Here is a 22,595-nt window from a genome sequence, read left to right as displayed (position 1 = left end):
GCGCGCAATTAGCGCACACCCGCGGATTGCATACGCTCCGGCGTGAAGTAGTCATTTGGGAAATTCACGTTGAAGAAAATCCCGGGCGAGTCCGCCGGATGGCTGCCGAAGATATAAATGCCGCTGTTGAAGTCGTAGAACCAGTTACCGAGCGAATACGGCACCTTGTAGTCGTACGCTGGAACCGTGGTCTCAAAGCCGGCCCGATAGAGCTTGCCGGACTGGTCGTAGGCATCCATCATTCCCCCGCCGCCATCCTCGTCGAAGTACAGCGTCTTCTTGCTGTAGATGTGACGCGCGCCCGGCTTGAGCGTCAGCTCCACGACCCATACGCGGTGCAGCTCCCACCGGACATAATCAGGATTCACGAAATGCGGCGTGGTGATCTTGCTGGCCGGCGTGTCGTACTGCTGCTTGTAGTCGTTGTACGGAATGTACATTTCCTTCTTGCCGACCAGCTTCGCGTTCCAGCGATCGATCTTGCCGTAGAACAACTGGATGTCGTCCATCGTGATCGCGCCGGAATAGCCGGGGTTCGGCGTGTCGTAGGCGAGATCGGGCGCCACGCGCACGCGGCGTTGGCCCGGGTTGTATTCCCACGATTGCTGATCGTGATCGGCCGAATCCGTGAAGTACCAGAAGAGCGACGTGTCGCCAATCAGGCGGGCCGGCGCCGCGTAGTCGTTATATACCTGATACCAGATCGCGAGGGGGCCCTTCTTGCGAAACTCCGCTTCGTCCTTCGGCTCGAAATACGGATAGAGCAGCGAACTCTTGAACTGCGCAGCAAGAATCGGCGTGCCGCTCGAATCGACGAGCCACGTCTTCACGTTGTTTTTCTGGGCCGTTCCGACGTAGCGTAATTCCCAGTCCCACAGCGCCTCCTGACCGTTTTTCGGCACCGGGAACGGCTTGCCGCCGAACGCCCCTTCGATATAAAGGCCGTTTTTTTCGAGCTTGGCACTTTCCGCGTCCTTTTCCGAGTTCTGGAGATACCAGTCCGGATACGAAACCGAGCGGTGCGTCGGGTAAACGTCCATCCGGTAAGTCGGATAGCGCTTGAACAGCTCGATCGAGGCGGCACTCAGTTTGTCGGCGTATTGCTGATAGTTCTGAGCCGTGATTTGCAGAACCGGCTTTTCACCAGGAAACGGGTCGGCCCATTTTCCGGAGTCGGCCTTGAACCCGGTCGGAAAGTCCTTGATGCCCCCCGTGTATGCTGGAATCGTGCCGTCCTTATTGCCGGCAATTTCCGCTCCGAACGGCGTGATCCCACTCTCGATCGCCAGCGTATACGGTGAGGCCCAAACCGCGGCGAGTATCGCCAGCGCCTTAAGAAGCTTTGGGAATCTTTTCACACGTGCCTCCGTCATCAAAACGTTGTCTGATAGGTGATGCCGATCCACGACTTGTCGCTGTACGGTGCACCGAGCGCCGTCGCGGCTCCCGCCGTTGAGTACCCCTTCTTGTTCATGTAGTAGGTGTAGGTAATGTCCACCTCATGCTTGTTGTAGATCGTGAAATCAAGCCCGACCACGAAGGTGTTCTGCCCCTGTGATTCGGCCGCTGGCGCGATGACAGATGAGTAGCCCTTCAGATTCAGATTAACGAACAGCGGCATCGTCAAATCAACCCCAGGGAATACCTGATACCACTGCGGGCTCGCACCAATGCCGATCCCGGCCCAGAAGCGCGTCGAGCAGTTGTTAAACGCGGAGTTGCCCGATGCCGAACATTGGCCCGTGGTGTCATAACTGGAGTTGGCAAAATTCCGCGCATTCGATTGCACGCTTAGCAGCTGGTTGAACGCGAATTCCGCCTGCAGGAACATGTTGTCCCACAAGGGCGTCTTGCCGAACGACTGCGTGACGTTCAGCAGACCGTGCAGCGTGCGACCCGTCGGCGCATCGTTGACCGTCGTCGTGTTGACGGCATTGAGTGGCATGTTCCAGCGGTACGACAGCTCGCCTGCCACTGCCGCGCTGCCGATCGCACTGTTGAAGCCAGCGCCGATCAGGTTCACGTCGTTGCCGTACTTCGCCGTAACACCGGGAAGGTTGGTGCCCGGGAAGAGTTCGGGTCCGGCACCCGGGAGTAGCACCGCCGCCCACGGCATCTTCATGGCGAAGTGGCGGTACGTAAATTCATAGGTCGTTGCGATCGAATCGACACGCCACTTGCCGTCGATGCCGATATCGCCGATCTGGCCTTTCGTCGGCGCGATGCGCGGAATCGCGAATGTGCCCAGCCCCGGAATGTTTTGGTAGCTGGCGATCGGAGGGCCGTAAAGAATAGGATCGGCACCGCCGAAATATGTGCCGCCTTCAGGCAGCCGATCGTGATTCCATTCGAACGTGTACTGCGCGCCGAGAGAGAACGTGTCGGTAATGCTCGTCGTCACGTTGGCCTGAGCCGTCGGCAACACGATTTCCTTGAGCGAAGCGCTCGGGCTCTGCGTCAGTTTCATCAGGTCGAGCGGCTGCTGACCGATGGCCACCGAGTTCGCGCCACCCAGCGTAGCAAACGCCGACTGCCCCCAGGTGACTGCCGTCCGGCCGAGCTTGACGTTGACAGAGTGACCACCGAGGTCAAAAGTGTGGAACACGAACGCATCACGCAGCTCGGCGCTCGGCCCCTGGTAGTACTTCTTGATGTAGCTGGTGTACTCGTTGTTCGGATAGTTCGGAGGAAATGCAGGATTGCTCGTATTGTGATTCTTGAACGTCGGGTCGTACCACGCGTCCATACTGATGCGGAAGCCGGACGTGTCCTTGTACTTGAAATCGAATTCGCTATAGAGGTTCAGCCTCGACTGGATCGTGCTGAACTTCGGCGTCGATAGATCGCCTTCGTCGTAGGTCGGGCTGTTCGTGTAGAAATGGCTCGGGTTCTGAAGCCGGATGCCGTAGTCCGCACGCACCGTGTTGTCCCATTCCATGTCGATGTCCGGGTTCGGCACATCGAAGTGGAAGGCGTTGGCGTTCGCGCTCCACAACCCGCACGCTGCAGCGATGCAGGTCGCGTGCACGCCAAGGCTGATCGCACCTGGCTTTAGACTCTTCTGTTTCATGCGTCTCCTCTTGTCTTTGTCGAGCTGCCGCAGAAAAGGCCCAGGCCGTTGGACTGCCGCAGACTTTTGCAATGAAGCGAAACCGGCCTCCCTACCTCGTCAGCATCGCGCCTCGGATACCTCCCACAGCGTCACCAGAATGCGAATGCTGTTCGGAAAGATAAACGCTCGAAACTCGACTGTCAACGCTCGCTCACCCCTAAGTGATGCAATTTTCCGAACGACGTTCAAAACGCGGGGTAAACGTGGATTTGAGTTTGGTGATGAACTCGAAGCGGTCCGCGCATGGCCGCGTGACGCTGACGAGACAGTGGCGACGCTTGCATTTGCGAGGTGTCCGATTCGACTGCGCAGATTGACGATGCAAACCATGGATGGCTTTCGGAACACCGTCCGAGCCGATGATGAATCGATAGGCAGGCCGGGCGCAGCCCGGACTCTTCGATTCTAGTCCGGTCCGCAGTACAGGCCACGATGAGCCGGCCTTCCGCCTTTCCATTCATGCGCGAAAGCAGGACGAAATCGCAGAAGCAGCCGAAAACGCTTGTGCGATCGGATCAGTTTCCTTTGCAGTCCTTTTATATAGGCTGTTCATGGACCGCGATCAGACGAATCCCTTATCCCGTTCCTGCGTAGAAGTGCCTTTCTGGTTTGCGGGGAGGAGGCGGGAACACGCGCCATGCCCCGTCGTCGTGCCGAAAGAAGAATATCGCGAGGGAGTTCTCAGCGGCGGACGACCGCGCAAGTACACACCTCGTCTGGCCTGAATTTGCGAAAGTACATCGGGTGATGTGCACCGAGGTGGTTGCAGTGGGCGCAATCCACTTGTCGATCAGCCAACGCAAAGAACCTTCCCCAACCTTCATGTCCAGCTCCTTCTACGGCCTGTGCGCGCTGCTGACATCACAACCACGAACGCAAATTGGCGACTCTAACCGGCCAACCCCAAACCCTGCGAATCTGCTGCTTCGGCTTGCGACACAGCGGGAATGGTCGGGTTCCGACGTAATGTGTCGATTGACTAAATATTAGTAGTCAGCCGACCCATTATCAAGCCCAGATGACACCAGGGGAAATGCTGGTATGGACAAATCCACCCTTTATTCGGGTAGGATATGTGATGTCGCGAGTGACTGGATCAGACTTTATCTAAAAGCTAATTAGTCAGAAGACGCATATTTATTCGTCATCTGACTATCATCAGATCAATGCCGGCGCTGCGCGATCAGGATCGAACGCCGTTTGTATCAGGCGGGGTATAGCCCGCAGATACACATCCCGGACTGGCAACAAGCGCGAGGACAGCGGACGCCAAGGAGAACACAACAGATGAAAGACCTGACCATCTCATCGGCAGACCTCGGCAACACGGCAGCAGACGGCCCCAGACGGCGCGGGAACAGAACGACCCGCGTGCCCGCCATCATCGAAGTGGCGATCGAGGTCTTCGCATCCGAAGGTAACGCTGGTTTCACTCAACGCCGCATTGCCAGCGAGGCAGGGATTCGACTGAGGACCTTGCAGCACTACTTCAGCACTCGTGAAGAACTATTGCGGGCCACGATCGAGGCATACACGGATCGCTATTTCGAGCACTATCGGACGATCGCCCAGGACCAATCCCGGCCACCGGAGGCGCGACTGGATGTCATCGTCGACGAGGCGTTCTCCGTACTAACGGCGAGCGGCGGAAACCGCGTTAGCGCCTTTGTGCTGGAATGCTGGAGCCTCGCAGAGCATGAGCCCTTTCTGCATGCCCTGATGGCGAAATCTACTGCGGATTTTCAGGGTCTCCTGGCGGAACTGATCGCGCAGATCAACCCAACCTTGCCCTCGGGAGAATGCACGTTGCGCGGCGCCCTACTCCTTTCACATCTGCACGGTCTGGTCGTCTTTCTTCGCCGGTCCGGCGCGGACACATTTAATGCGGACTCGTTCCGTCACGCCATGAAGGTCGTCTGGCGAGCGTTGAGCAAGGCATCTCCATAAAACTGCAAGGCAGCTGCTTGTGCCAGAATCGCGCCTGGATGGAGCGGTCGGCGCGCCATGTGACGGGCGCACCGAACCGCAGATCCCTTCTACAGACGCACATGGTCGCAATGGCCTGCTCAGGCCATTGCGATCGATCCTCAGCGGACCACGTCCCAGACAAGAGGCAAGTGGTATAGCGTGCCGTTCACACCTCCGTGGACACCCGCTTTCTCGCCAGGCTTGATCTGGAAATCGGGAATCCGCTTAAGCCATTCCTGAAGGAAAACCTTCAACTCCACGCGCGCAAGGAACGAGCCGGGACAACGATGCGCGCCATTGCCGAACGTCGAATGAATCGGCGTAGGCCGAGCGAAGTCGACGCTCAGCGGATCGTCGAACTTCCTCTCGTCCAGACCGTGCAGTGTGGTCGGCATGATGATCATGTCACCCGCCTTCATCTGCACGCCCTTGTACTCGAAATCGTGTGTGATCCGCCGCCCCTGATTGACCACAGGGAAGCGCCGCAGAAGCTCGTCCACGGCCTTCTGCGTCAGTTCGGGGTTGTCGATGAGCTGCTTGCGGTGGGCCGGGCTGCCGGCGAGGAATCGCGCGATAAAGCCCATCGCCGAGGCAACCGTGTCGAGGCCGCCAATCAGCACGAGACCACAGAGCCCCCGCACTTCTTCGTCGGTGAGCGCGCGCCCGTCGATCTTCGAATGGACAATCTTGCTGATGAGATCGTCACCCGGGTTCGCGCGGCGTTCCGCAATCTTCACCCCCAGGTACTGAAAAATCGCACCGAGCGCCTTGAGCTTCTCGTTGGCATCGACCGGGCGGACCATCTTGTCAGCGAGGCCGAGCAAGTACTCGCGATCCTCGGCGGGCAGCGCCACCATGTTCATGAAAATGCCGATCGGAAGATGCTGCGCAAACCCCGATACGAATTCCACCTCGCCCTTAAGATAAAAGCCGTCGATCAATTCGATCGCCATTTCGCGCGCCTTCTCCTCGAGCTTGCCGATTGCCTGCGGCATGAACGCGGGCGCGATCAGCGCGCGATAGGCGGTGTGCTGCGGAGGATCGAAGAAGATCGGCGGCAACGGTTGATGCTCGACGAGCGGCACTGTCAGCTGCTTCGACGAGAAATTCTCATAGTCCTTGAGGATGTGATAGATGTCATCGCCGCGCGTCGCGATCCAGTGTCCGCCGTTGCGGGGTGTCCAGAGAATGTCGGGAATGCCTTCGGCGTGCAACTGCTTGAGCGAGAGATGGTAGTCGTCTTCGGCACCCGGCGGATTGTAGATATCGATGTCGAACACTCGTTCAGGCAATACGTGCGCGGGAATTGGCGCCAGCTCCGGAGTCGCGCCATGAGCAGCTACTGACATCAGTTGTCTCCTTTCTTCAAATCGACCGGCATGTGCGGTCGGGGCCATACTTGTCGTCTGATTAACTGCAATTACAGGAACGCACCGTACAGCTCGATATGGTGTTCGGTGTTTCCCCAAGTCATGTCGATGCAGGTGAGCCGCTTCACGTACCACCCCACCGCCAGTTCGTCCGTCATGCCCATTCCGCCGTGCAGTTGCACCGCTTGCTGAGCGACGAAGCGTGCACTTCGGCCAATCAGCGCCTTTGCGGCAGTCACAGCACGATGGGCTTCCAGCTCGTCGTCATCGCCAAGTTTCGCCGCCGCAAAGTAGACCATCGATTTCGCCTGCTCTACGGCGGTCAAAATATCGGCGGCGCGATGCTGCAGCGCCTGGAATTTGCCGATCGGCGAACCAAACTGCTTTCGCGTGCGCAGGTATTCAAAGGTCAGATCGCTCAGCCGCGACATGGCGCCCACCGCTTCCGCACAGAGCGCGAAAATACCTTGATCGACGGTCCACTCGAGCAACGGATAGCCCTGATCGACGACGCCGATGACAGCACTTGCATCGACGCGCACGTCGTCCAGCACCACCTCGGCGACACGCTGCCCGTCGAGTGCCGGAAACCCTTTGAAGCTGACGCCTTGCGTTCGCGCATCGACGGCGAACAGCGTGATGCCGTGCTTGTCGGTCTGCTCGCCTGCGGTACGCGCCGAAACCAGCAGAATGTCCGCGCTGTCGCCGTGAAGTACAACGCCTTTGCGTCCATTCAGGATGAACCCGTCACGCGTTGGCTCGGCCCTCATCGCAACATCCCACAAATCGAAACGCGCGTCCGGTTCAAGCGTCGCCAGCGCGGTCTTCAGGCTGCCGTCCGCGATACCAGCCAGCCACTCCGCCTTGCGCGCCTCGTGTCCCGCGCGCCCGATCAGCTTCGCGCCGATTACGGCCGTCGAAACAAACGGCTCCAGTACGAGCCCACGGCCGAAGGCCTCCATCACGAGCATGGTCTCGACCGCCCCCGTGCCAAGGCCGCCATGATCCTGCGGCACGTTCAGCGCCAACACCCCCATTTCGGCGAGCGTAGTCCAGTGACCAGCCGACCAGCCCTCGGGAGTAGCGGCGAGACGGCGCCTCGCCTCGAAGTCGTATTCCTTTTCGACGAAACGGCCGACCACGTCGGCCAGCATCTGTTCCTCTTCAACCAGCGTGAAGTCCATGGCGTGTCCTCAGATGCCGAGCGCCTGCTTGGCGATGATGTTTTTCTGCACTTCAGTCGAACCGCCGTAGATCGAAATCTTGCGCCAGTCCAGGTAGTGCGCGGCCAGCGCGTTGAGCAGCTCGCCGTTCGCGGTTTCGCCGCGCCAGTCCGCCTCCAGCGCTTCGCTTACAAAAGGCACCGCATAGGGGCCTGCGCATTCCATGATCAGCTCCGTAAGCTCCTGCTGAATCTCCGAACCGCGGATTTTCAGAACCGAAGCCTCCGGTCCGATGGGACGTCCTGCAGTTTCCGCTGAGACGACGCGCAGCAGCGACCATTCGTGCGCGATCAAATCGATTTCCACCCTGGCGATGCGATCGCGAAAGCGAACGTCCTCGATGAGAGGCTTGCCGTGCTTACGCTCGGTGCTGGCAATCTCCTTCAGACGTCGCATGAAACGCTTGCAGTTGCCGAGGCCGGCGATGTTGGTCCGCTCGTGGCCGAGCAGATACTTGGCGATCGACCAGCCGCGATGCTCCTCACCGACGAGATTGCTCACTGGCACTGCCACATTGTCGAAGAACACTTCGTTGACGTCGTGGCCGCCGTCGAGCGTGCGGATGGGTCTGACCGTCATGCCGGGCGTCGAAATATCGATCAGCAGGAACGAGATGCCTTCCTGTGGGCGGCCGCTGCCATCCGTGCGAACCAGGCAGAAAATCCAGTTCGCCCATTGGGCAAACGAGGTCCAGATCTTCTGGCCGTTGACGACGTAGAACGGTTGACCGTCGCGCTCGACGCGGTCCGCACGCGTCTTGAGCGACGCCAGATCGGAACCCGCACCCGGCTCGGAGTAACCCTGACACCACCAGTCCTCCATCGAGATGATGCGCGGCAGGAACCGTTCGCGCTGCGCCTCGGTGCCGAACTTCTGGATTACAGGTCCGACCATCGAAAGGCCAAACGGCATCTGGCGCGGCGCGCCGGCGGTAAAGCATTCCTCGTCGAAAATGTTGCGCTGCGCGGCATTCCAGGCGGCGCCGCCGAATTGCGCGGGCCATGCAGGTGCGCCCCATCCCTTCCCGGCCAGAATGCGTTGCCAGCGCACGTAGTCTTCGCGCGGCACATGGCGGAAGTTCAGCACCCGTTCACGAATGTCGTCGGGCAAATGAGTCGCTACGAATTCGCGCACCGTGGCGCGAAATTCCTTGTCGGCGGGACTCTCTTTCAGGTCCATTTCAGCCTCCCGCCGGGCCGCCCCAAGGGAGGCTGAAGCCCCCCCGGGGGGCCGCGAACAACAGTGAGCATGGGGGTCGTTTCATTTCAGGCTCCAGTCGCGGCCCGGCAAAGCACGTCGGCGCTGCCGGGCGCGGTTTCAGGCAATTTCCACGATTCCGTTGTTCAGCACCACCACATCGCGTGCGTCGACGCGCGCCCGCAGATGCAGACGCGTGTCACTGTCCCGCCAGAACTGGAAGCGCACTTCTTCGCCGGGGTACACCGGCGCGGTCAGGCGCAAGGCGAGTCGCTTCAGACGCTTTGCGTCGTTGCCCGCGAAGGTGCGAATCGCGGCGTAACCCGCCATGCCATAGGTCGCGAGGCCGTGAAGAATGGGCCGGTTGAATCCGGCTTTCGACGCCACCTCCGGGTCCGCGTGCAGGGGGTTGGCGTCGCCCGAAAGGCGGTAGATCAACGCTGCATGCGCGCCGGTCGAAAACACGTATTCCGCGTCCGGCGCGCGCTCCGGCACAGCCGGAAGCGCTTCGGGCGGCGCGTCGCTCGCGCCCGACCCGGCGCTGAACCCTCCGTCGCCGCGCAGAAAGGACACCTGCCGGACTTCGGCAAGTTGTTCGCCCGTCGAGGCGTCGATGATGTCACGCTTGAGCTCGACGATCGCGCCCTTGCCCGCGCCCTTGTCCGAGATGCGGCTCACCCGCGTCTTGCTGACGATGGTCGCTGCAACCGGCATCGGGCGCATGAAGCGAACGTCCTGCTCACCGTGCACGAGCTTCAGGTAGTCGATGCCCGTACGCGAATCGCGCATCCACGATTTCGGCCACGCGAACGCGGCCGCGCAAGTCGGCATCGCTTGCAGGTTCTTTTCATAGACGTAACGCAGCTGTTCTGCGTCCAGCGGGTCTGCGCCCAACCCGAGACCCAGCGAATACAGCATCACGTCGCGCTCGCTATATGTCTGCGTGACATCTTCGATCGGCCAGTTCTTGACGACTTCGTAGTTCAGCATGAAGTGGTAGTCCTATGTGTGCTCAGTAGTCCGTGAAGTTGGGCTTGCGCTTCTCGAGAAAGCTCGCCATGCCTTCCTTGTAGTCATCGCACTGGTTGGCGATCGGCATGTCCAACCCGGCGTGTATCACCGCCTCGTGGGGCGTCTGGAACGGCACCTCCCAGACCTGCTCCTTCATGATGCGCATCGAGCGCGGCGAGCAGTACTCCGCCATTTCACGCGCGTACGCATAGGTCTCCTCGACCAGCTTGTCCGCCGGAATTGCCCGATTCACGAGTCCCATCCGTTCGGCTTCGCGCCCCTTGACCTTGCGTCCCGACAGCAGCAGGTCGAGCGCATGCGCCTGGCCCACGTGGCGTGCGAGTATCCAGGCCATGCCGTACTCCGCGCTCAGGCCGCGTCGGGCGAATGCTGTCGTAATGGTGGCGTCTTCCGACGCATACCGGATGTCGCAGAAGAGCGCGTGAATCAGCCCAATGCCGACGGTCGCACCGTTTAGCATCGCGATCACCGGCTTCGGTATGGCCGGGTAGTAAGAGCAGCGCGTCTGCCAGTCCGCGCGCTTGCGCATGTCGAACGGGCGCGGCAACTTCGTCATGAGCGCGGCGGGGTCGCCGCCGAAGCTGTGAATATCGCCGCCCGCGCAAAACGCCTTGCCCGCGCCGGTGAAAACGATGACGCGCACGCCATGGTCCGAGCCCGCCGCTTGCATCGCCTCGTACACTTCGGTCGCCACCTGGTCGTTCCAGGTGTTCATGTGTTCCGGCCGGTTTAGCGTGATCGTCGCTACACGGTCCTTGACGTCGTACAGAATGGTCTCGAAGCGCATGATCTCCTCCTCGAAGTTCAGAATGAACGCGGCAGGTCGAGCACGTGCTCGGCGACGTAGGACAGAATCAGGTTCGTCGAGATCGGCGCCACCTGATAGAGCCGGGTTTCGCGGAACTTGCGCTCGACATCGTATTCGCACGCGAAGCCGAAGCCGCCATGGGTCTGCAGACAGGCATTGGCGGCTTTCCACGAAGCCGTGGCCGCGAGATGCTTCGCCATGTTCGCTTCCGCGCCGCACGGTTGATGATTGTCGAACAGTTCGCAGGCCTTGTAGCGCATCAGATCCGCCGCGCGCACGTCGATGTAGGCCTCGGCGATCGGGAACTGGATGCCCTGGTTCATACCGATGGGCCGGTCGAACACGATACGCTCGCTGGCGTACTTCGACGCGCGCTCGACGAACCAGTAGCCGTCGCCGATGCACTCGGCCGCGATCAGTGCGCGCTCGGCGTTGAGTCCGTCGAGGATGTACCTGAAGCCCTTGCCTTCCTCGCCAATCAGGTTCTCTTCAGGAATCTCCAGATTGTCGAAGAACAGCTCGTTGGTCTCGTGATTGACCATGTTCGGAATCGGCCGCACGGTCAGGCCATTGCCGATAGCCTCGTGCAGGTCCACGAGAAAGCACGACAGCCCATCCGACTTCTTCTTCACGTCCGACAACGGCGTGGTGCGTGCGAGCAGGATCATCATGTCCGAATGCTGCACGCGTGATATCCACACCTTCTGGCCGTTCACCACATACCGGTCGTCTCTTTTTACAGCAGTGGTCTTCAGCTTCGTCGTGTCCGTTCCGGTGGTCGGTTCGGTCACAGCCATCGATTGCAGACGCAATTCTCCGCTCGCGATCTTCGGCAGGTATTTGCGCTTTTGCGCCTCCGAGCCGTTTCTGAGCAGCGTATTCATGTTGTACATCTGGCCATGACAAAAGCCAGAGTTGCCGCCGTTGCGGTTGATCTCCTCCATGATCACGGACGCCTCGGTCAACCCGAGACCTGAACCGCCATACTCCTGAGGGATCAGCGCGGCCATCCAGCCGGCCTTCGTCAGCGCGTCCACAAACGCCTCGGGATAGACGCGCTCGTGATCGATGCGGCGCCAGTACTCGTCCGGGTACGCCTTCGAGAGGTCGCGCAAGGCGTCGCGCAGTTCCTGATATTGATCGGGTGGGGAAATTCGGCTCATGAATGGTTTCCGTTTGCTTGGCTGGACGCGCGGTTCACGCTGCTGCATCGATCAGTCCGCCGGCATTGGCGAGCTGGGTCAGATGATGTTCGGTCGAACCGAACTGGATATCGATCACGCTCAGGCGTCTCAGGTAGTGACCGATCTTGCACTCCTCGGTCATCCCGATGCCGCCGTGCAATTGCACGCCTTGTTGACCGACGAAGCGGCCCGAGCGCCCGATCTGCACTTTCGCCGCCGACATACTGCGATCGCGTTCCGCCGCGTCCGGCTCCTCGCTCATCATGGTCGCGAAGAGCGCCATGCTGCGCGCCTGCTCCACCATGACGAGCATGTCGACTGCACGATGCTGGAGCGCCTGGAATGATCCGATAGGCACCCCGAACTGCTTGCGGACCTTCAGATACTCCACGGTTTCTTCGTGCGCAGCTGCCATTGCACCTACGGCTTCCGCGCTCACCGCCGCGATCGCGTACGCAACGACCGTTTCGATGAGCGGCAATGCAGCGCCCGCCACGCCCAGAACGTCGCTATCCGGAACGCGCACCCCCGACAACTCGACGTCGGCCGCACGCAGTCGGTCTTGCGTCGGATACGTGTGGCGCGTCACGCCCTGCGCGTCGGCCCTGACCACGAACAGCCCGATGCCGTCACGCTCGCGCCTACCACCGGAGACGCGCGCCGACACCACGAGAACGTCGGCGCTGCCGCCGTGGAGCACGACGCGCTTGGCGCCGTCGAGCACCCAGCCGGCGGCTTCGCGTCGTGCGGTGGTCGCAACGTCCGCGAGGTCGTACCGCGCCTGCGTCTCGCTGTGCGCGAACGCCGTCTGCAACTCGCCCTGCGCAATCTGCGGCAGAATCGCCGCGCGTTGCGCCGCGTTGCCGCCAAGCCGCACCAAGCCGCCGCCCAGCACGACCGTCGCAAGATACGGTTCGACCGCGAGAGCGCGGCCCAACGCCTCCATCACGATCATCGTTTCGACAGGGCCGCAATTACTGCCGCCGTATTCCTCGTCAAACGAAAGGCCCAGCAGACCCATGTCGGCGTAACGCGCCCAAAGCTCGCGGCTGAAACCGTCCGGCTCAGCGAGATACTTCGCGCGCTGCTCGAACCCGTACTCGTCTTTGACGAGCCGGTCGACGCTGTCCTTGAGCATGCGTTGCTCATCGGTGAAATCAAAGTCCATATCTGATGCTTCTCCGCAGTTCGCCCATCGCTCAAAGTCCGAGTACGGACTTGGCGAGAATGTTCTTCTGAATCTCGTTGGAGCCGCCCACGATCGAGACATGACGCGCGAAGTAGTGATTCGGCGCAACGGTGAGCGCCCATTCGGGTTCGCGAACCGGATCTGCAAGCCCACGCAGGAAGTCGAGGTCGAGCGGTAGAGCATCCGGCCCTGCCACCTCGAGGAGCAATTCAGCTGCGAGTTGCTGCAGCTCCGAACCCTTGATCTTCAGGATCGAAGTCTTCGGGTCGGGCACGTGGCTCTGCTGCGCGCTGCTCTCGGCGATCACGCGCATCTGCGTCATCTCCAAGGCCTTCAGTTCCACCTCGACGGCCGCGACACGTTCACGAAGACGCGAGTCGTCCCACAGCACACCGTCGCCGCAGGGCACGCGCTTCGCAAGATCCTTCGCGTGACGCACGCGCATCTTCGAAACGCCCACGCGCGCAATGCCGCTGCGCTCGTTGCCGAGCAGATACTTCGCGTAGTCCCAACCCTTGTTTTCCTCGCCAATGCGATTCGCAACCGGCACGCGCACGTTGTCGAAGAACACCTCGTTGGTTTCATGGTGGCCGTCGATCGTGACGATCGGGCGCACGGTCAGGCCCGGTGTCTTCATGTCGATCAGAAGGTACGTGATGCCCTGCTGCTTCTTGCCGCTCGAATCCGTGCGTACGAGACAGAACATCCAGTCCGCGTGATGCGCCGTCGAAGTCCAGAGCTTCTGGCCGTTGATGACATAGTGGTCCCCGTCGCGCACCGCCTGGGTCCGCAGCGCGGCCAGGTCCGAACCGGCGCCGGGCTCGGAGAATCCCTGGCAGAACCAGTATTCGAGGCTCGCGATGCGAGGCAGGAAATGGCGCTTCTGCTCCTCGCTGCCGAACGCGATCAAAACCGGACCGATCATGTTCACGTTGAATGACAGCGTCTCGGGCGCCGGGGCCATGTGCAGCTCTTCCTTGAAGATGTATTGCTGCACCGCGCTCCAGCCCGTCCCGCCCCACGCCTTGTCCCACGCTGGCGTCGCCCAGCCGCGCTCGTAGAGAATGCGTTGCCAGCGGCGCAGGTCGGCCGCCGAATAGCGCTGCCCCAAGGTAGCTTTGCGTCGGATGTCGGCCGGCAGCGCTTCCTTGAAGAAGGCTCTGACCTCATTGCGGAACGCCAGCTCTTCGTCGGTATATCGCAGATCCATGAGTGTCTCGTTTCGTCTTTATGGGTCGCCTGTCGGGCGCGGCTCAGGCCAGCGTTCCCGCTTCTTTCAACTCGCCAATGCGGCCCGGTTCGAGCCATGGCGCCAGCGCGGCGTCGATCGTGGTCGCGTCGGGCGCCTCGGGCGCCGTCGGCTTCGCGGGCACCGTGGCGGAGAAGCGCGGCGCCGGCGCGGGCTGCACGATGCCGTCCACTTCGATGAACGTGCCGCGCGCCTTCAGATGCGCATGCCCGGGTGCCTCGTTCCACGACAGAACCGGTGCGAAGCACGCGTCCGTGTGTTCGAGCAAGGTGGTCCATTGCTCGCGTGTGCGTCGCTTGAATTTCAGCGCGAACAGTGCGCGCGCGGCGGGCCAGTTGCTTGCGTCGAGCTGCGTACCCAGCGTTTGCGGATCGATGTCGAGCAGGCGGAGGAGTTCGAGATAGAACTTGTCCTCGATGGGGCCGACCGTAATCCACTTGCCGTCCGCGCATTCATAAACGTCGTAGAAGTGCGATCCCGAATCCGTGATATTCGTCCCGCGCCCGTCGCGCCAGATGCCGGCAGCCTGCATGCCGAAGAACGTGGTTGCAAGGTTGGCCGTGCCGTCGACGATCGCGGCATCCACGATCTGTCCCGCGCCGCCGTTGCGCGCATGCAGGATCGCCGACAGGAGCCCCATTGCAAGGTACAGCGAACCGCCCGCATAGTCGCCGATCAGATTCAGCGGTATCGACGGTGGCTGATCGCGGCGGCCAATTGCGTTGAGGACGCCGGTGATCGCGATGTAGTTCAGGTCATGCCCGGCGTACTGCGCGAGCGGACCTTCCTGGCCCCATCCCGTGATGCGTCCGTAAGCGAGCTTCGGATTGCGTTCGAGGCAGGCCTGCGGACCCAGCCCGAGTCGCTCGGTCACGCCGGGCCGGAAACCTTCTATCAGGGCATCGGCGCGCTCCACCAGCGTGAGCACGAGTTCGACGGCCTCCGGGTCTTTCAGGTCGAGCGCGATCGTCTTTCGGTTGCGCAGCAACAGGTTGTAGCGCAGCGGACGCTCGATACCGAGCTTGACCGGCTGGCGACGTTCGATGCGCAACACCGTCGCACCCAGATCGGCGAGCAGCATCGCCGCCATGGGCCCCGGGCCGATGCCGGCCAGCTCGATGATTCGAACTCCTGCAAGCGGACCCATGGTTCAACCCTTGCGAGCGTGGGCGCGCATGGCGTCCCATTGCTCGTCGGTCCAGTCCTGCATCGCGCGGAAGGTCGGGCCGCCCACCCCCTGCATCCAGCGGCCGCCGTCGATCACGATCATGTCGCCGGTAATGTAGCCGGAGCCATTGGACGCCAGATAAGCGTAGAGATTGGCAAGTTCCGCGTGATCGCCGAAGCGCCTCAGCGGCACCGAGCGCTCCTGCGGCTCGATCTGCGAGCCCGGCGGGTACAACTGCTCCCATGCGCCCGGCGTCGGGAACAGTCCGGGCGCCACCGCGTTCAGGCGAATGCCCTTCGGGCCCCACTCGACCGCAAGGCTGCGGGTCATGGCGAGAATACCCGCCTTCGCGGCCGCGGACGGCACGGTAAAGGCCGAGCCGGTCATCGTGGGCGTCGATACGGTACTGATCACGTTGCCCGGGTGACCCGCGTCGATCCAGCGCTTGCCCGCCGCGATCGTGCAATAGAAGCTGCCGTGCAGCACGATGTCGAGCACCGCATCCACCGCGCGCGCCGACAGGCTTTCCGTGCGCGCGATGAAGTTGGCCGCCGCGTTGTTCAGCAATACGTCGAGCGGACCATCCCGCCAGATGGTCTCCATCATCGACTCGACGGACTCGGCGCTGCGCACGTCCGCCTGCACCGTCGTGACACGCGCGCCAGGCACGACGCCGCGAAACTCGTCGGCCGTCGCATCCAGCACTTCCTTGCGGCGACCGCAGATGACGAGATCGGCGCCCAGTTCGAGGTAGCGCAGGCCGATACTCTTACCAAGGCCGGTGCCTCCCCCGGTGATGAGGATTCTTTTGTTCTTCAGCAGGTCAGGCGTAAACATATGCGTTGAACTTCCAGTAGGGACAGCAACGGAGAATGGCGGCGTCAGGCACCCGTAAAAACCGGCTTGCGTTTTTCCATGAAGGCCGTCACCGCCTCCGCGTGGTCGCTCGTTTGACGGGTCAGCGGATTAAGGTCAGTTTCGAGGCGGCATGCGTCTTCGATCGAATTGCCCGCATTGACGAGGCTCGCCTTCAGGAGCGCCAGCGTCACTGGCGGATAGTTCGCGAAGCGCGCCGCGGCCTCGATCGCCGCATCGAGCGCGCCGCCGCTCGCGACCACCTCGCTGACCAGGCCGATGCGGCGCGCCGCGGCCGCGTCGATGACATCGCCTTTCAGCATCAACTCACGCGCCTTGCTGCCGCCGACCTTTTGCGGCAGCGTCCATAGAATTCCAGTGTCGGGAAGCAGTCCGACCTTGCCGAACGCACATGAGTACTTCGCGGTATCGGCACCGACCACGACATCGCATGCAGCCGCCAGCGACAGCCCCGCTCCATAGCACGTGCCCTCCACCGCCGCGACGACCGGCTTCGTGCCCGTATAAATCAGCTTGAACAGACGCACACCCACCGCGATACGCTCACGAAGCGCCAGCAACTGTAGAGTGGTCGCGTGCATTTCGGACAGGTCGCCGCCCGCGCAAAAATGGCCGCCCGCGCCTGTCAGCACAATGGCGCGCGTTTTTGGATCGTCGTGCATCAGCCGGTGCAAGACCTCGGTCAGCGCAACGCGCATCCTCATGGAGAACGCGTTGCGGCGCTCGGGATAGTTCATCGTGACAATGGTCACGTCGCCTTGACGGCGCACCTGCACGATCTCGTCGGCGCTCGCGGCTTTTTCCTTCTGCTCCATACTCATCGCATTGCTCCCCGCGCTCACTCACCTGTGAAGACCGGTTTGGTCTTTTCCATAAACGCCTTGCAGGCAGCCTGATGGTCTTTCGACTGACGCAGGATGGGCTGATAGTCGATCTCGGCTCGCAGCGCGCCTTCCATGGTCGTCGCGGCGTTGGTCAGCGCGTCCTTCAGCAGCGCCACGCCGAGCGGCGGCAAGTCGGCAAGACCGAGCGCAACTTCGATTGCCTTTGCGCGCGCAGTACCCGGCCCGACGACTTCGTTGGCAAGGTGAATCGTTCCGGCCTTGTCGCCGTCGATTTCAGTGGCGAGCGAGAGCATCTCCCTCGCGCGAGCCATCCCGATGCGCTTCGGAAGCGTCCACAGAATACCGGTGTCCGCAATCAGGCCGACGCGCAGAAACGCCGCGCAAAAGCGTGCATTCGATGCAGCCACGACATAGTCGGTCGCGACCGCGAGCGACAGCCCGGCGCCGAAGGCTACGCCTTCCACGGCAGCCACGACCGGCTTCGGTCCCGCCTGCATTTCACGCACTACCACGCACGACTCCGCCAGAATCTCGCGGCTTTGCAGGATCGTGCGCTGCGTCATCTCGGAGATGTCGGCGCCGGCGCAAAAGTGCTCGCCCGCGCCCGTCAGGACGATTGCTCGCGAGTCCGGATCGTCCACCATCAGCCGATGCATCGTGTCGCGCAACAACTGACGCATCTGACGTCCCATCGCGTTGCGGCGTCGGGGATTGTTTAGCGTCACGATCGCGACCGGTCCCTCGCGGGTCACCTCGATCAGCGACGTCGTATCGTTTTCTGCCGTTTCTTTTTCGCTCATGTTGGCTTCCTTCAGTCGGCCACGAACACCGGCTTGCGCTTTTCGATGAAGGCGCTCACGGCCTCCTGGTGTTCGCGGCTGCGGCGCAGGATGGGCTGCAGGTTGACTTCCGCTTCGATGGCGTCGTCGAGCGTACGGATGCCCGTGGCGAGCGCGGCCTTCAGGTGCGCGGTGGCCACCGAGGGCAGTTCCGCGTACTGTTGCGCCACCGTCGAGGCCGCGTTCAGCGCCTCGCCAGGCTCGACGACCTGATTGGCAAAACCGCTCTCGCCCGCTTCGACGCCGTTGAACTCCCGGGCACTCAGCATGAGCTCGCGTGCAAGCCCGCCGCCCACGCGCTGCGACAACGACCAATAGAGCCCCGTATCGGGCAGCAGCCCGACCTTGACGAACGCGCTCGCATAGCGCGCGGCCGATGATGTGACGACATAATCGCAAGCGGCGGCGAGCGACAGACCAGCGCCAAACGCAAACCCTTCGACGGCGGCGACGATCGCTTTCGGGCCTTCCACCATCAGTCTGAAAATATCTAGCGGCAGTTCATTGCGCTGTCGATATTCGAGCACCTTGCGCGTCTGCATCTCCGAGATGTCCCCACCTGCGCAAAACGTATTGCCCGCGCCGGTCAGTACGATCGCACGGCAGGCTTCCTCATGATGCATCAGGCGGTAAAGCTGCGCGTACAACGTCTCGCGCATCTTTAGCGAAAACGCGTTTCGCCGTTGGGGATAGTTCAATGTGACGATCGCGATTGCACCGTCTTGCCGGACCTGTACGATCTCTGCTGCATCGTTGCTGGTCTCTTCGCTCATCTGTCCGTCTCCTGTCGATCGGGGTTGGCGCTTTAGCGCTTACTCCGATCCCATGCAAAGCTGTCGACAGTGACCCTGGCGGGCGGCGTGTCTCACAGCGTGTCTTTACAGGGTTTCCTGCGTCCCGAGAATCACCGTGGCCTGGCTCGAGAGCACACCACCGTTACCGTGCGCGATCGCCAGCCTCGCACCGGGTATCTGGCGCTCACCAGCGCGGCCCGTCAACTGCCGCATCGATTCTTCCATCAGGAACAGCCCATACATGCCGGGGTGAACGCACGACAAACCGCCGCCGTTCGTATTGACCGCGAGCCGGCCGCCCGGCGCGATGCCGCCGTCCGAAACGAAGCGGCCGCCTTCGCCTTTAGGGCAAAAGCCGAGGTCTTCGAGAAACAGAATGGTGTTGATCGTGAAGGCGTCGTACAGCATCGCGACGTCGATATCGTTCGCCTTCACGCCCGCCATTTGATACGCACGCCTGCCCGATTCCGCTGCGGCAGTCACCGTGAGATCCGGCATGCTCGCGATTTCGCGGTGCGAAGTGGCCGAAGCCGCGCCGAGCAGATACACCGGCTTGTCGGTGAGATCACGCGCTCGATCGGCGCGCACCATGACGATCGCTGCCGCGCCATCCGTCACGAGGCAGCAATCGCGCACGGAAAGCGGATCCGACACGAGGCGCGCGCCCATCACATCGTCGATCGACATGGGCGTGCGCATATACGCATCCGGATTCAGTTGCGCCCACTTGCGCGCGGCGACGGCCACCTCGGCCAGATGCTCACGCTTCGTGCCGTACTGATGCATATGACGCGCCGCCGCAAGCGCATACGACGACACCGGATTCATCGGCTTATACGGGCTCTCCCACGGCGAAGGACGCGACGACTGCACGAGCTTGCCCGCCGCGCTGCGCTGATTGCTCCCATATGCAATCAAGGCAACATCGATCTGTCCCGTACACAACGCCATGGCCGCCGTGTGCGCGTAGATTTCGAACGCCGATCCGCCGCTTCGGTTGTTGTCGGTGAACTTCGGGTTAATACCGAGGTATTCGGCAAACGTGAGACCCGACAGCATGTCGTCCGGCGTGCACACGAAAAGGCCGTCTACATCGCCAGGCGTAAGTCCCACCTGGGCGAGCGCGTCAACGGACGCACGCGCAGCAAGGTCCAGCGACGACAAGCCAGGTGCTTCCCCCATCCCATAGGTGGCGCCTGCCACCAGTGCGGTACGCCCGCGCAAGTTGAATTCCATTCGATCTACCTTTCATCGGTGTGACCGGCTGTTGACGGCCGGCTGCGGGTTAGCGGGCGTCAGGCTGGTTCGAACACAAGCAATGCCGCATCCCCTCGGTACACGATCTTCGCCTGCACCGGCATGCCAATGCGCACGGCCTCCGGCTCGATGCCCTCCACACAACTCAGCATGCGCACACCTTCTTCCAGATCGATCACTGCGACGTTGTAGCTGGGCGTGGGCGATTTCTGGCGCACCACGGTAGTGGAATAAACCGTGCCCTTCCCGCAGGCTTCGACCCACTCCAGATCGCGCATCCCGGTAACCGGCTCAGCCACCCGCGGGTAGAAGACATAGCGGCCGCTGCCGCGGCTGCGCTGGATCATCAAGCGGCCCTCGGCCAGGAATTTCTGATAATCGACTTCAGGACAAAGAGAGTCCATTCCCCGCTCCTCCAAATCGTTTTGCCATGGGCTCGCGCCGAATCGAGCCGCTCTGTCGGGCCAAAATGGAACAAATAACCGAACACTGTTCCAAATCTTAAACGCACAGGGAGCGCGCTGTCAACGGCGGGAAAGCCCTGCCGTGCCCCGCCGCGCAAGGCTGAAACTACATCCCGACCAAATTCCCGACGCACCTCGGACAAACCCGCGGGAGCCGGTTTCAGCGCTTGACGATCACCTGGCCCTTCGTTTACTTTATCGAACATTGTTCATAAACGTGAAGACTACTTCGGATGTGATCAGGAAGTGGCCGGCGGGGGCGACGTATCCCCACTCCGGAGACGAATCCGGGGGCCGGCCCGAAAAAACCGTTAGCAAGAGAGCTCGAAGTGACATACGAACTAACAGACGACCAGCTTCAGATCCGCGACCTCATCCGTCGCGTCGCACGGGAGCGCGTGGCGCCGCGGGCCGACGAGATCGACCGTACGGCCGGGTATCCGCACGACATGTACGCACTTCTTAAGGAACTGGGCCTCTTCACGTTGCCGTTTCCCGAAGCGTATGGCGGCGCCGGCAGCGTGATGTCGGCCTGCATCGCCGTCGAGGAGTTCGGGCGGGTTTGCTACAACACGGGCTATCTGCTGGTCGTGCAATGGACACCCTTCGGAGCCATTCTTGAAGGCGGCACGGAAGAGCAGAAGGCCCGCCTTCTGCCAGGGCTCGCCTCCGGTGACTTACGCGGTGCTCTCTCCATTACCGAAGCGCAAAGCGGCTCCGACGTTTCGGGCATTCGCACGACAGCGCGCCGCAAGAACGGCGGCTATGTGCTCAACGGCTCAAAGATCTGGTGCACGAATTCGCATATCGCCGACTTCATTCTCGTCGCCGCCAGGACGCTCGACGAGGAAGGACAGGCGCTGGGGATCAATCTTTTCATCGTCGATCGCAACACGCCGGGCCTGACGATCGGCAACGAAGAAGACAAGATGGGCGCGCGCGGCGTGGCGTCGTGCCCCCTTTATTTCGACGATGCCTTGATCCGCGCGGAAGACCGTCTCGGGCCGGAAGGCGGCCAGGGGTTCAAGGTGGCAATGGAGGCGCTCAACACGAGCCGTCCCATCGTGGCCGCGCGCGCGGTTGGCATCGCGCAGGGCGCGATCGATCACACCGTCAAATTCATTCAGGACCGCGTTGCATTCGGCCAGAGCATCAGCAACTTTCAGGGTGTGCGCTGGATGATCGCTGACATGGTCACCCAGACCGAGGCCGCGCGCCAACTCGTCTATCGCACGGCGTCGCTCGTCGATGCGGGCGTTAGCGGCCGTGAACTCGCCCCAATGGCGGCGATGGCGAAGATGTTCGCGTCGGATGTCGCCATGAAGGTCGCGACCGATGCCGTGCAGCTATTCGGCGCCGCAGGCATCTCCAACGAGTACCCGATCAACCGTTATTTCCGCGACGCGAAGGTGGTGCAGATCATCGAAGGCACCAACCAGATCCAACGCAACATCGTCGCGGACAGCGTGCTGGGCCGCATCAAGAAGGACTGACAACGACAGCTCAGCTAACAGCCGAGCCGACAACGACAGAGGACAGGCAATGGAAGAAATCGAAACGGTTGGTCTGGGAATTCACTGGGAGGACCTGCCGGTTGGACGCAAGTTCAAGACCGTGGGCCGCACGGTGACCGAAACGGATGTCGTGAATTTTGTTTCGGTGACCGGCATGCTGGAAGTTCTGTTCACCAACACCGAGTTTCTTCGCGAGCAGTCGGCCATCAAGGGACGCGTCGCGCCGGGTGCGCTGGTCTTCACGCTGATGGAAGGACTGCTCACGCAGGCCACCATGCAGGGCGTCGGCTTCGCGTTCCTCAACATGGAACTCGACATCAAAGGCCCGACCTATGTGGGCGACACGGTTCACGTGGCATGCGAGGTGATCGAATGCAGGCCTAGCAAGGGGCGCCCCGGACTTGGGCTGGTGCGCACCCGTAACCGCGTGATCAAGCAGGACGGCACGGAAGTGATGGTGTACACGCCGCTCAGACTCGTTAAAGGCAAGGGATACAAGGCCTGAG

General features: G+C 61.6%; 20 protein-coding genes. 3 read left to right on the top strand and 17 right to left on the bottom strand.

The window, feature by feature from the left end; translation table 11 throughout:
- Positions 1 to 8 precede the first annotated feature (8 nt).
- Together HDG33_RS19605 and HDG33_RS19600 are read right to left on the bottom strand one after the other, a co-directional pair.
- Complete coding sequence (locus tag HDG33_RS19605) at positions 9 to 1,358, bottom strand: DUF1329 domain-containing protein (RefSeq protein ID WP_184032216.1); 1,350 nt, start codon at positions 1,356 to 1,358, stop codon at positions 9 to 11.
- A 14-nt stretch (positions 1,359 to 1,372) separates the two neighbouring features.
- Positions 1,373 to 3,070: a DUF1302 domain-containing protein gene (locus HDG33_RS19600; protein WP_260330508.1), complete on the bottom strand. Its 1,698-nt coding sequence runs from the start codon at positions 3,068 to 3,070 to the stop codon at positions 1,373 to 1,375.
- A gap of 1,329 nt (positions 3,071 to 4,399) precedes the next feature.
- On the opposite strand from HDG33_RS19600, the gene HDG33_RS19595 reads away from it, so the two are divergent.
- Complete coding sequence (locus tag HDG33_RS19595) at positions 4,400 to 5,059, top strand: TetR/AcrR family transcriptional regulator (RefSeq protein WP_184032215.1); 660 nt, start codon at positions 4,400 to 4,402, stop codon at positions 5,057 to 5,059.
- Positions 5,060 to 5,199: 140 nt separating this feature from the next.
- On the opposite strand, the gene HDG33_RS19590 is transcribed toward HDG33_RS19595, so the two are convergent.
- From HDG33_RS19590 to HDG33_RS19520, 15 genes are all read right to left on the bottom strand, one after another.
- Entirely contained in the window at positions 5,200 to 6,429 is a 1,230-nt protein-coding gene (locus HDG33_RS19590; RefSeq protein WP_184032499.1) for a cytochrome P450, read from the bottom strand.
- 71 nt (positions 6,430 to 6,500) lie between these two features.
- Entirely contained in the window at positions 6,501 to 7,634 is a 1,134-nt protein-coding gene (locus HDG33_RS19585) for an acyl-CoA dehydrogenase family protein (RefSeq protein WP_184032214.1), read from the bottom strand.
- A gap of 9 nt (positions 7,635 to 7,643) precedes the next feature.
- The gene (locus tag HDG33_RS19580) at positions 7,644 to 8,852 is read right to left on the bottom strand and encodes an acyl-CoA dehydrogenase family protein (protein WP_184032213.1); all 1,209 of its coding nucleotides are present in this window, start codon (positions 8,850 to 8,852) and stop codon (positions 7,644 to 7,646) included.
- 138 nt (positions 8,853 to 8,990) lie between these two features.
- Positions 8,991 to 9,860: a MaoC/PaaZ C-terminal domain-containing protein gene (locus HDG33_RS19575; protein ID WP_184032212.1), complete on the bottom strand. Its 870-nt coding sequence runs from the start codon at positions 9,858 to 9,860 to the stop codon at positions 8,991 to 8,993.
- A gap of 22 nt (positions 9,861 to 9,882) precedes the next feature.
- Positions 9,883 to 10,689 (bottom strand): enoyl-CoA hydratase, encoded by an 807-nt coding sequence (locus tag HDG33_RS19570; RefSeq protein WP_184032211.1) that lies wholly within the window; start codon positions 10,687 to 10,689, stop codon positions 9,883 to 9,885.
- A gap of 17 nt (positions 10,690 to 10,706) precedes the next feature.
- Positions 10,707 to 11,873: an acyl-CoA dehydrogenase family protein gene (locus HDG33_RS19565; protein WP_184032210.1), complete on the bottom strand. Its 1,167-nt coding sequence runs from the start codon at positions 11,871 to 11,873 to the stop codon at positions 10,707 to 10,709.
- A gap of 34 nt (positions 11,874 to 11,907) precedes the next feature.
- Positions 11,908 to 13,062 carry an acyl-CoA dehydrogenase family protein gene (locus HDG33_RS19560; RefSeq protein ID WP_184032209.1) on the bottom strand — a complete coding sequence of 385 codons (1,155 nt, stop codon included), beginning with the start codon at positions 13,060 to 13,062 and terminating at the stop codon, positions 11,908 to 11,910.
- A 31-nt stretch (positions 13,063 to 13,093) separates the two neighbouring features.
- The gene (locus HDG33_RS19555) at positions 13,094 to 14,293 is read right to left on the bottom strand and encodes an acyl-CoA dehydrogenase family protein (RefSeq protein ID WP_184032208.1); all 1,200 of its coding nucleotides are present in this window, start codon (positions 14,291 to 14,293) and stop codon (positions 13,094 to 13,096) included.
- Between the two features lie 43 nt (positions 14,294 to 14,336).
- A complete protein-coding gene (locus tag HDG33_RS19550) occupies positions 14,337 to 15,479 on the bottom strand; it encodes a CaiB/BaiF CoA-transferase family protein (protein ID WP_184032207.1) in 1,143 nt (380 codons plus the stop codon).
- Positions 15,480 to 15,482: 3 nt separating this feature from the next.
- Positions 15,483 to 16,337, bottom strand: a complete 855-nt coding sequence (locus HDG33_RS19545; protein WP_184032206.1) for an SDR family oxidoreductase — start codon at positions 16,335 to 16,337, stop codon at positions 15,483 to 15,485.
- Positions 16,338 to 16,381: 44 nt separating this feature from the next.
- Positions 16,382 to 17,197 (bottom strand): enoyl-CoA hydratase/isomerase family protein, encoded by an 816-nt coding sequence (locus tag HDG33_RS19540; protein ID WP_184032205.1) that lies wholly within the window; start codon positions 17,195 to 17,197, stop codon positions 16,382 to 16,384.
- Positions 17,198 to 17,214: 17 nt separating this feature from the next.
- On the bottom strand, positions 17,215 to 18,021 hold the full coding sequence (locus HDG33_RS19535; RefSeq protein ID WP_184032204.1) for an enoyl-CoA hydratase/isomerase family protein: 807 nt from the start codon (positions 18,019 to 18,021) through the stop codon (positions 17,215 to 17,217).
- An 11-nt stretch (positions 18,022 to 18,032) separates the two neighbouring features.
- Positions 18,033 to 18,833, bottom strand: a complete 801-nt coding sequence (locus tag HDG33_RS19530; protein WP_184032203.1) for an enoyl-CoA hydratase/isomerase family protein — start codon at positions 18,831 to 18,833, stop codon at positions 18,033 to 18,035.
- 105 nt (positions 18,834 to 18,938) lie between these two features.
- Complete coding sequence (locus HDG33_RS19525; protein WP_184032202.1) at positions 18,939 to 20,090, bottom strand: thiolase; 1,152 nt, start codon at positions 20,088 to 20,090, stop codon at positions 18,939 to 18,941.
- A gap of 59 nt (positions 20,091 to 20,149) precedes the next feature.
- The gene (locus HDG33_RS19520; RefSeq protein ID WP_018425526.1) at positions 20,150 to 20,515 is read right to left on the bottom strand and encodes a Zn-ribbon domain-containing OB-fold protein; all 366 of its coding nucleotides are present in this window, start codon (positions 20,513 to 20,515) and stop codon (positions 20,150 to 20,152) included.
- A gap of 389 nt (positions 20,516 to 20,904) precedes the next feature.
- Here HDG33_RS19520 and HDG33_RS19515 point away from each other — a divergent pair, with 389 nt between their 5' ends.
- Positions 20,905 to 22,068, top strand: coding sequence for an acyl-CoA dehydrogenase family protein (locus tag HDG33_RS19515; protein WP_184032201.1), 1,164 nt, complete (start codon positions 20,905 to 20,907; stop codon positions 22,066 to 22,068).
- A 49-nt stretch (positions 22,069 to 22,117) separates the two neighbouring features.
- Positions 22,118 to 22,594, top strand: a complete 477-nt coding sequence (locus HDG33_RS19510) for a MaoC/PaaZ C-terminal domain-containing protein (protein ID WP_184032200.1) — start codon at positions 22,118 to 22,120, stop codon at positions 22,592 to 22,594.
- Position 22,595: the final 1 nt, after the last annotated feature.

The organism is Paraburkholderia sp. Cpub6, assembly GCF_014201065.1.
Taxonomy (GTDB): Bacteria; Pseudomonadota; Gammaproteobacteria; order Burkholderiales; family Burkholderiaceae; genus Paraburkholderia; species Paraburkholderia tuberum.
This window is presented reverse-complemented; position numbering and strand designations above follow the sequence as displayed.

What these genes read in the sequence shown, in the direction of transcription:
- HDG33_RS19565 (WP_184032210.1), bottom strand. Translation starts at nt 11,873, where the DNA reads ATGAGCCGAATTTCCCCACCCGATCAATATCAGGAACTGCGCGACGCC.
- HDG33_RS19520 (WP_018425526.1), bottom strand. Translation starts at nt 20,515, where the DNA reads ATGGACTCTCTTTGTCCTGAAGTCGATTATCAGAAATTCCTGGCCGAG.
- HDG33_RS19545 (WP_184032206.1), bottom strand. Translation starts at nt 16,337, where the DNA reads ATGTTTACGCCTGACCTGCTGAAGAACAAAAGAATCCTCATCACCGGG.
- HDG33_RS19550 (WP_184032207.1), bottom strand. Translation starts at nt 15,479, where the DNA reads ATGGGTCCGCTTGCAGGAGTTCGAATCATCGAGCTGGCCGGCATCGGC.
- HDG33_RS19580 (WP_184032213.1), bottom strand. Translation starts at nt 8,852, where the DNA reads ATGGACCTGAAAGAGAGTCCCGCCGACAAGGAATTTCGCGCCACGGTG.
- HDG33_RS19555 (WP_184032208.1), bottom strand. Translation starts at nt 14,293, where the DNA reads ATGGATCTGCGATATACCGACGAAGAGCTGGCGTTCCGCAATGAGGTC.
- HDG33_RS19600 (WP_260330508.1), bottom strand. Translation starts at nt 3,070, where the DNA reads ATGAAACAGAAGAGTCTAAAGCCAGGTGCGATCAGCCTTGGCGTGCAC.
- HDG33_RS19575 (WP_184032212.1), bottom strand. Translation starts at nt 9,860, where the DNA reads ATGCTGAACTACGAAGTCGTCAAGAACTGGCCGATCGAAGATGTCACG.
- HDG33_RS19595 (WP_184032215.1), top strand. Translation starts at nt 4,400, where the DNA reads ATGAAAGACCTGACCATCTCATCGGCAGACCTCGGCAACACGGCAGCA.
- HDG33_RS19535 (WP_184032204.1), bottom strand. Translation starts at nt 18,021, where the DNA reads ATGAGCGAAAAAGAAACGGCAGAAAACGATACGACGTCGCTGATCGAG.
- HDG33_RS19525 (WP_184032202.1), bottom strand. Translation starts at nt 20,090, where the DNA reads ATGGAATTCAACTTGCGCGGGCGTACCGCACTGGTGGCAGGCGCCACC.
- HDG33_RS19560 (WP_184032209.1), bottom strand. Translation starts at nt 13,062, where the DNA reads ATGGACTTTGATTTCACCGATGAGCAACGCATGCTCAAGGACAGCGTC.
- HDG33_RS19540 (WP_184032205.1), bottom strand. Translation starts at nt 17,197, where the DNA reads ATGAGTATGGAGCAGAAGGAAAAAGCCGCGAGCGCCGACGAGATCGTG.
- HDG33_RS19530 (WP_184032203.1), bottom strand. Translation starts at nt 18,833, where the DNA reads ATGAGCGAAGAGACCAGCAACGATGCAGCAGAGATCGTACAGGTCCGG.
- HDG33_RS19510 (WP_184032200.1), top strand. Translation starts at nt 22,118, where the DNA reads ATGGAAGAAATCGAAACGGTTGGTCTGGGAATTCACTGGGAGGACCTG.
- HDG33_RS19590 (WP_184032499.1), bottom strand. Translation starts at nt 6,429, where the DNA reads ATGTCAGTAGCTGCTCATGGCGCGACTCCGGAGCTGGCGCCAATTCCC.
- HDG33_RS19585 (WP_184032214.1), bottom strand. Translation starts at nt 7,634, where the DNA reads ATGGACTTCACGCTGGTTGAAGAGGAACAGATGCTGGCCGACGTGGTC.
- HDG33_RS19570 (WP_184032211.1), bottom strand. Translation starts at nt 10,689, where the DNA reads ATGCGCTTCGAGACCATTCTGTACGACGTCAAGGACCGTGTAGCGACG.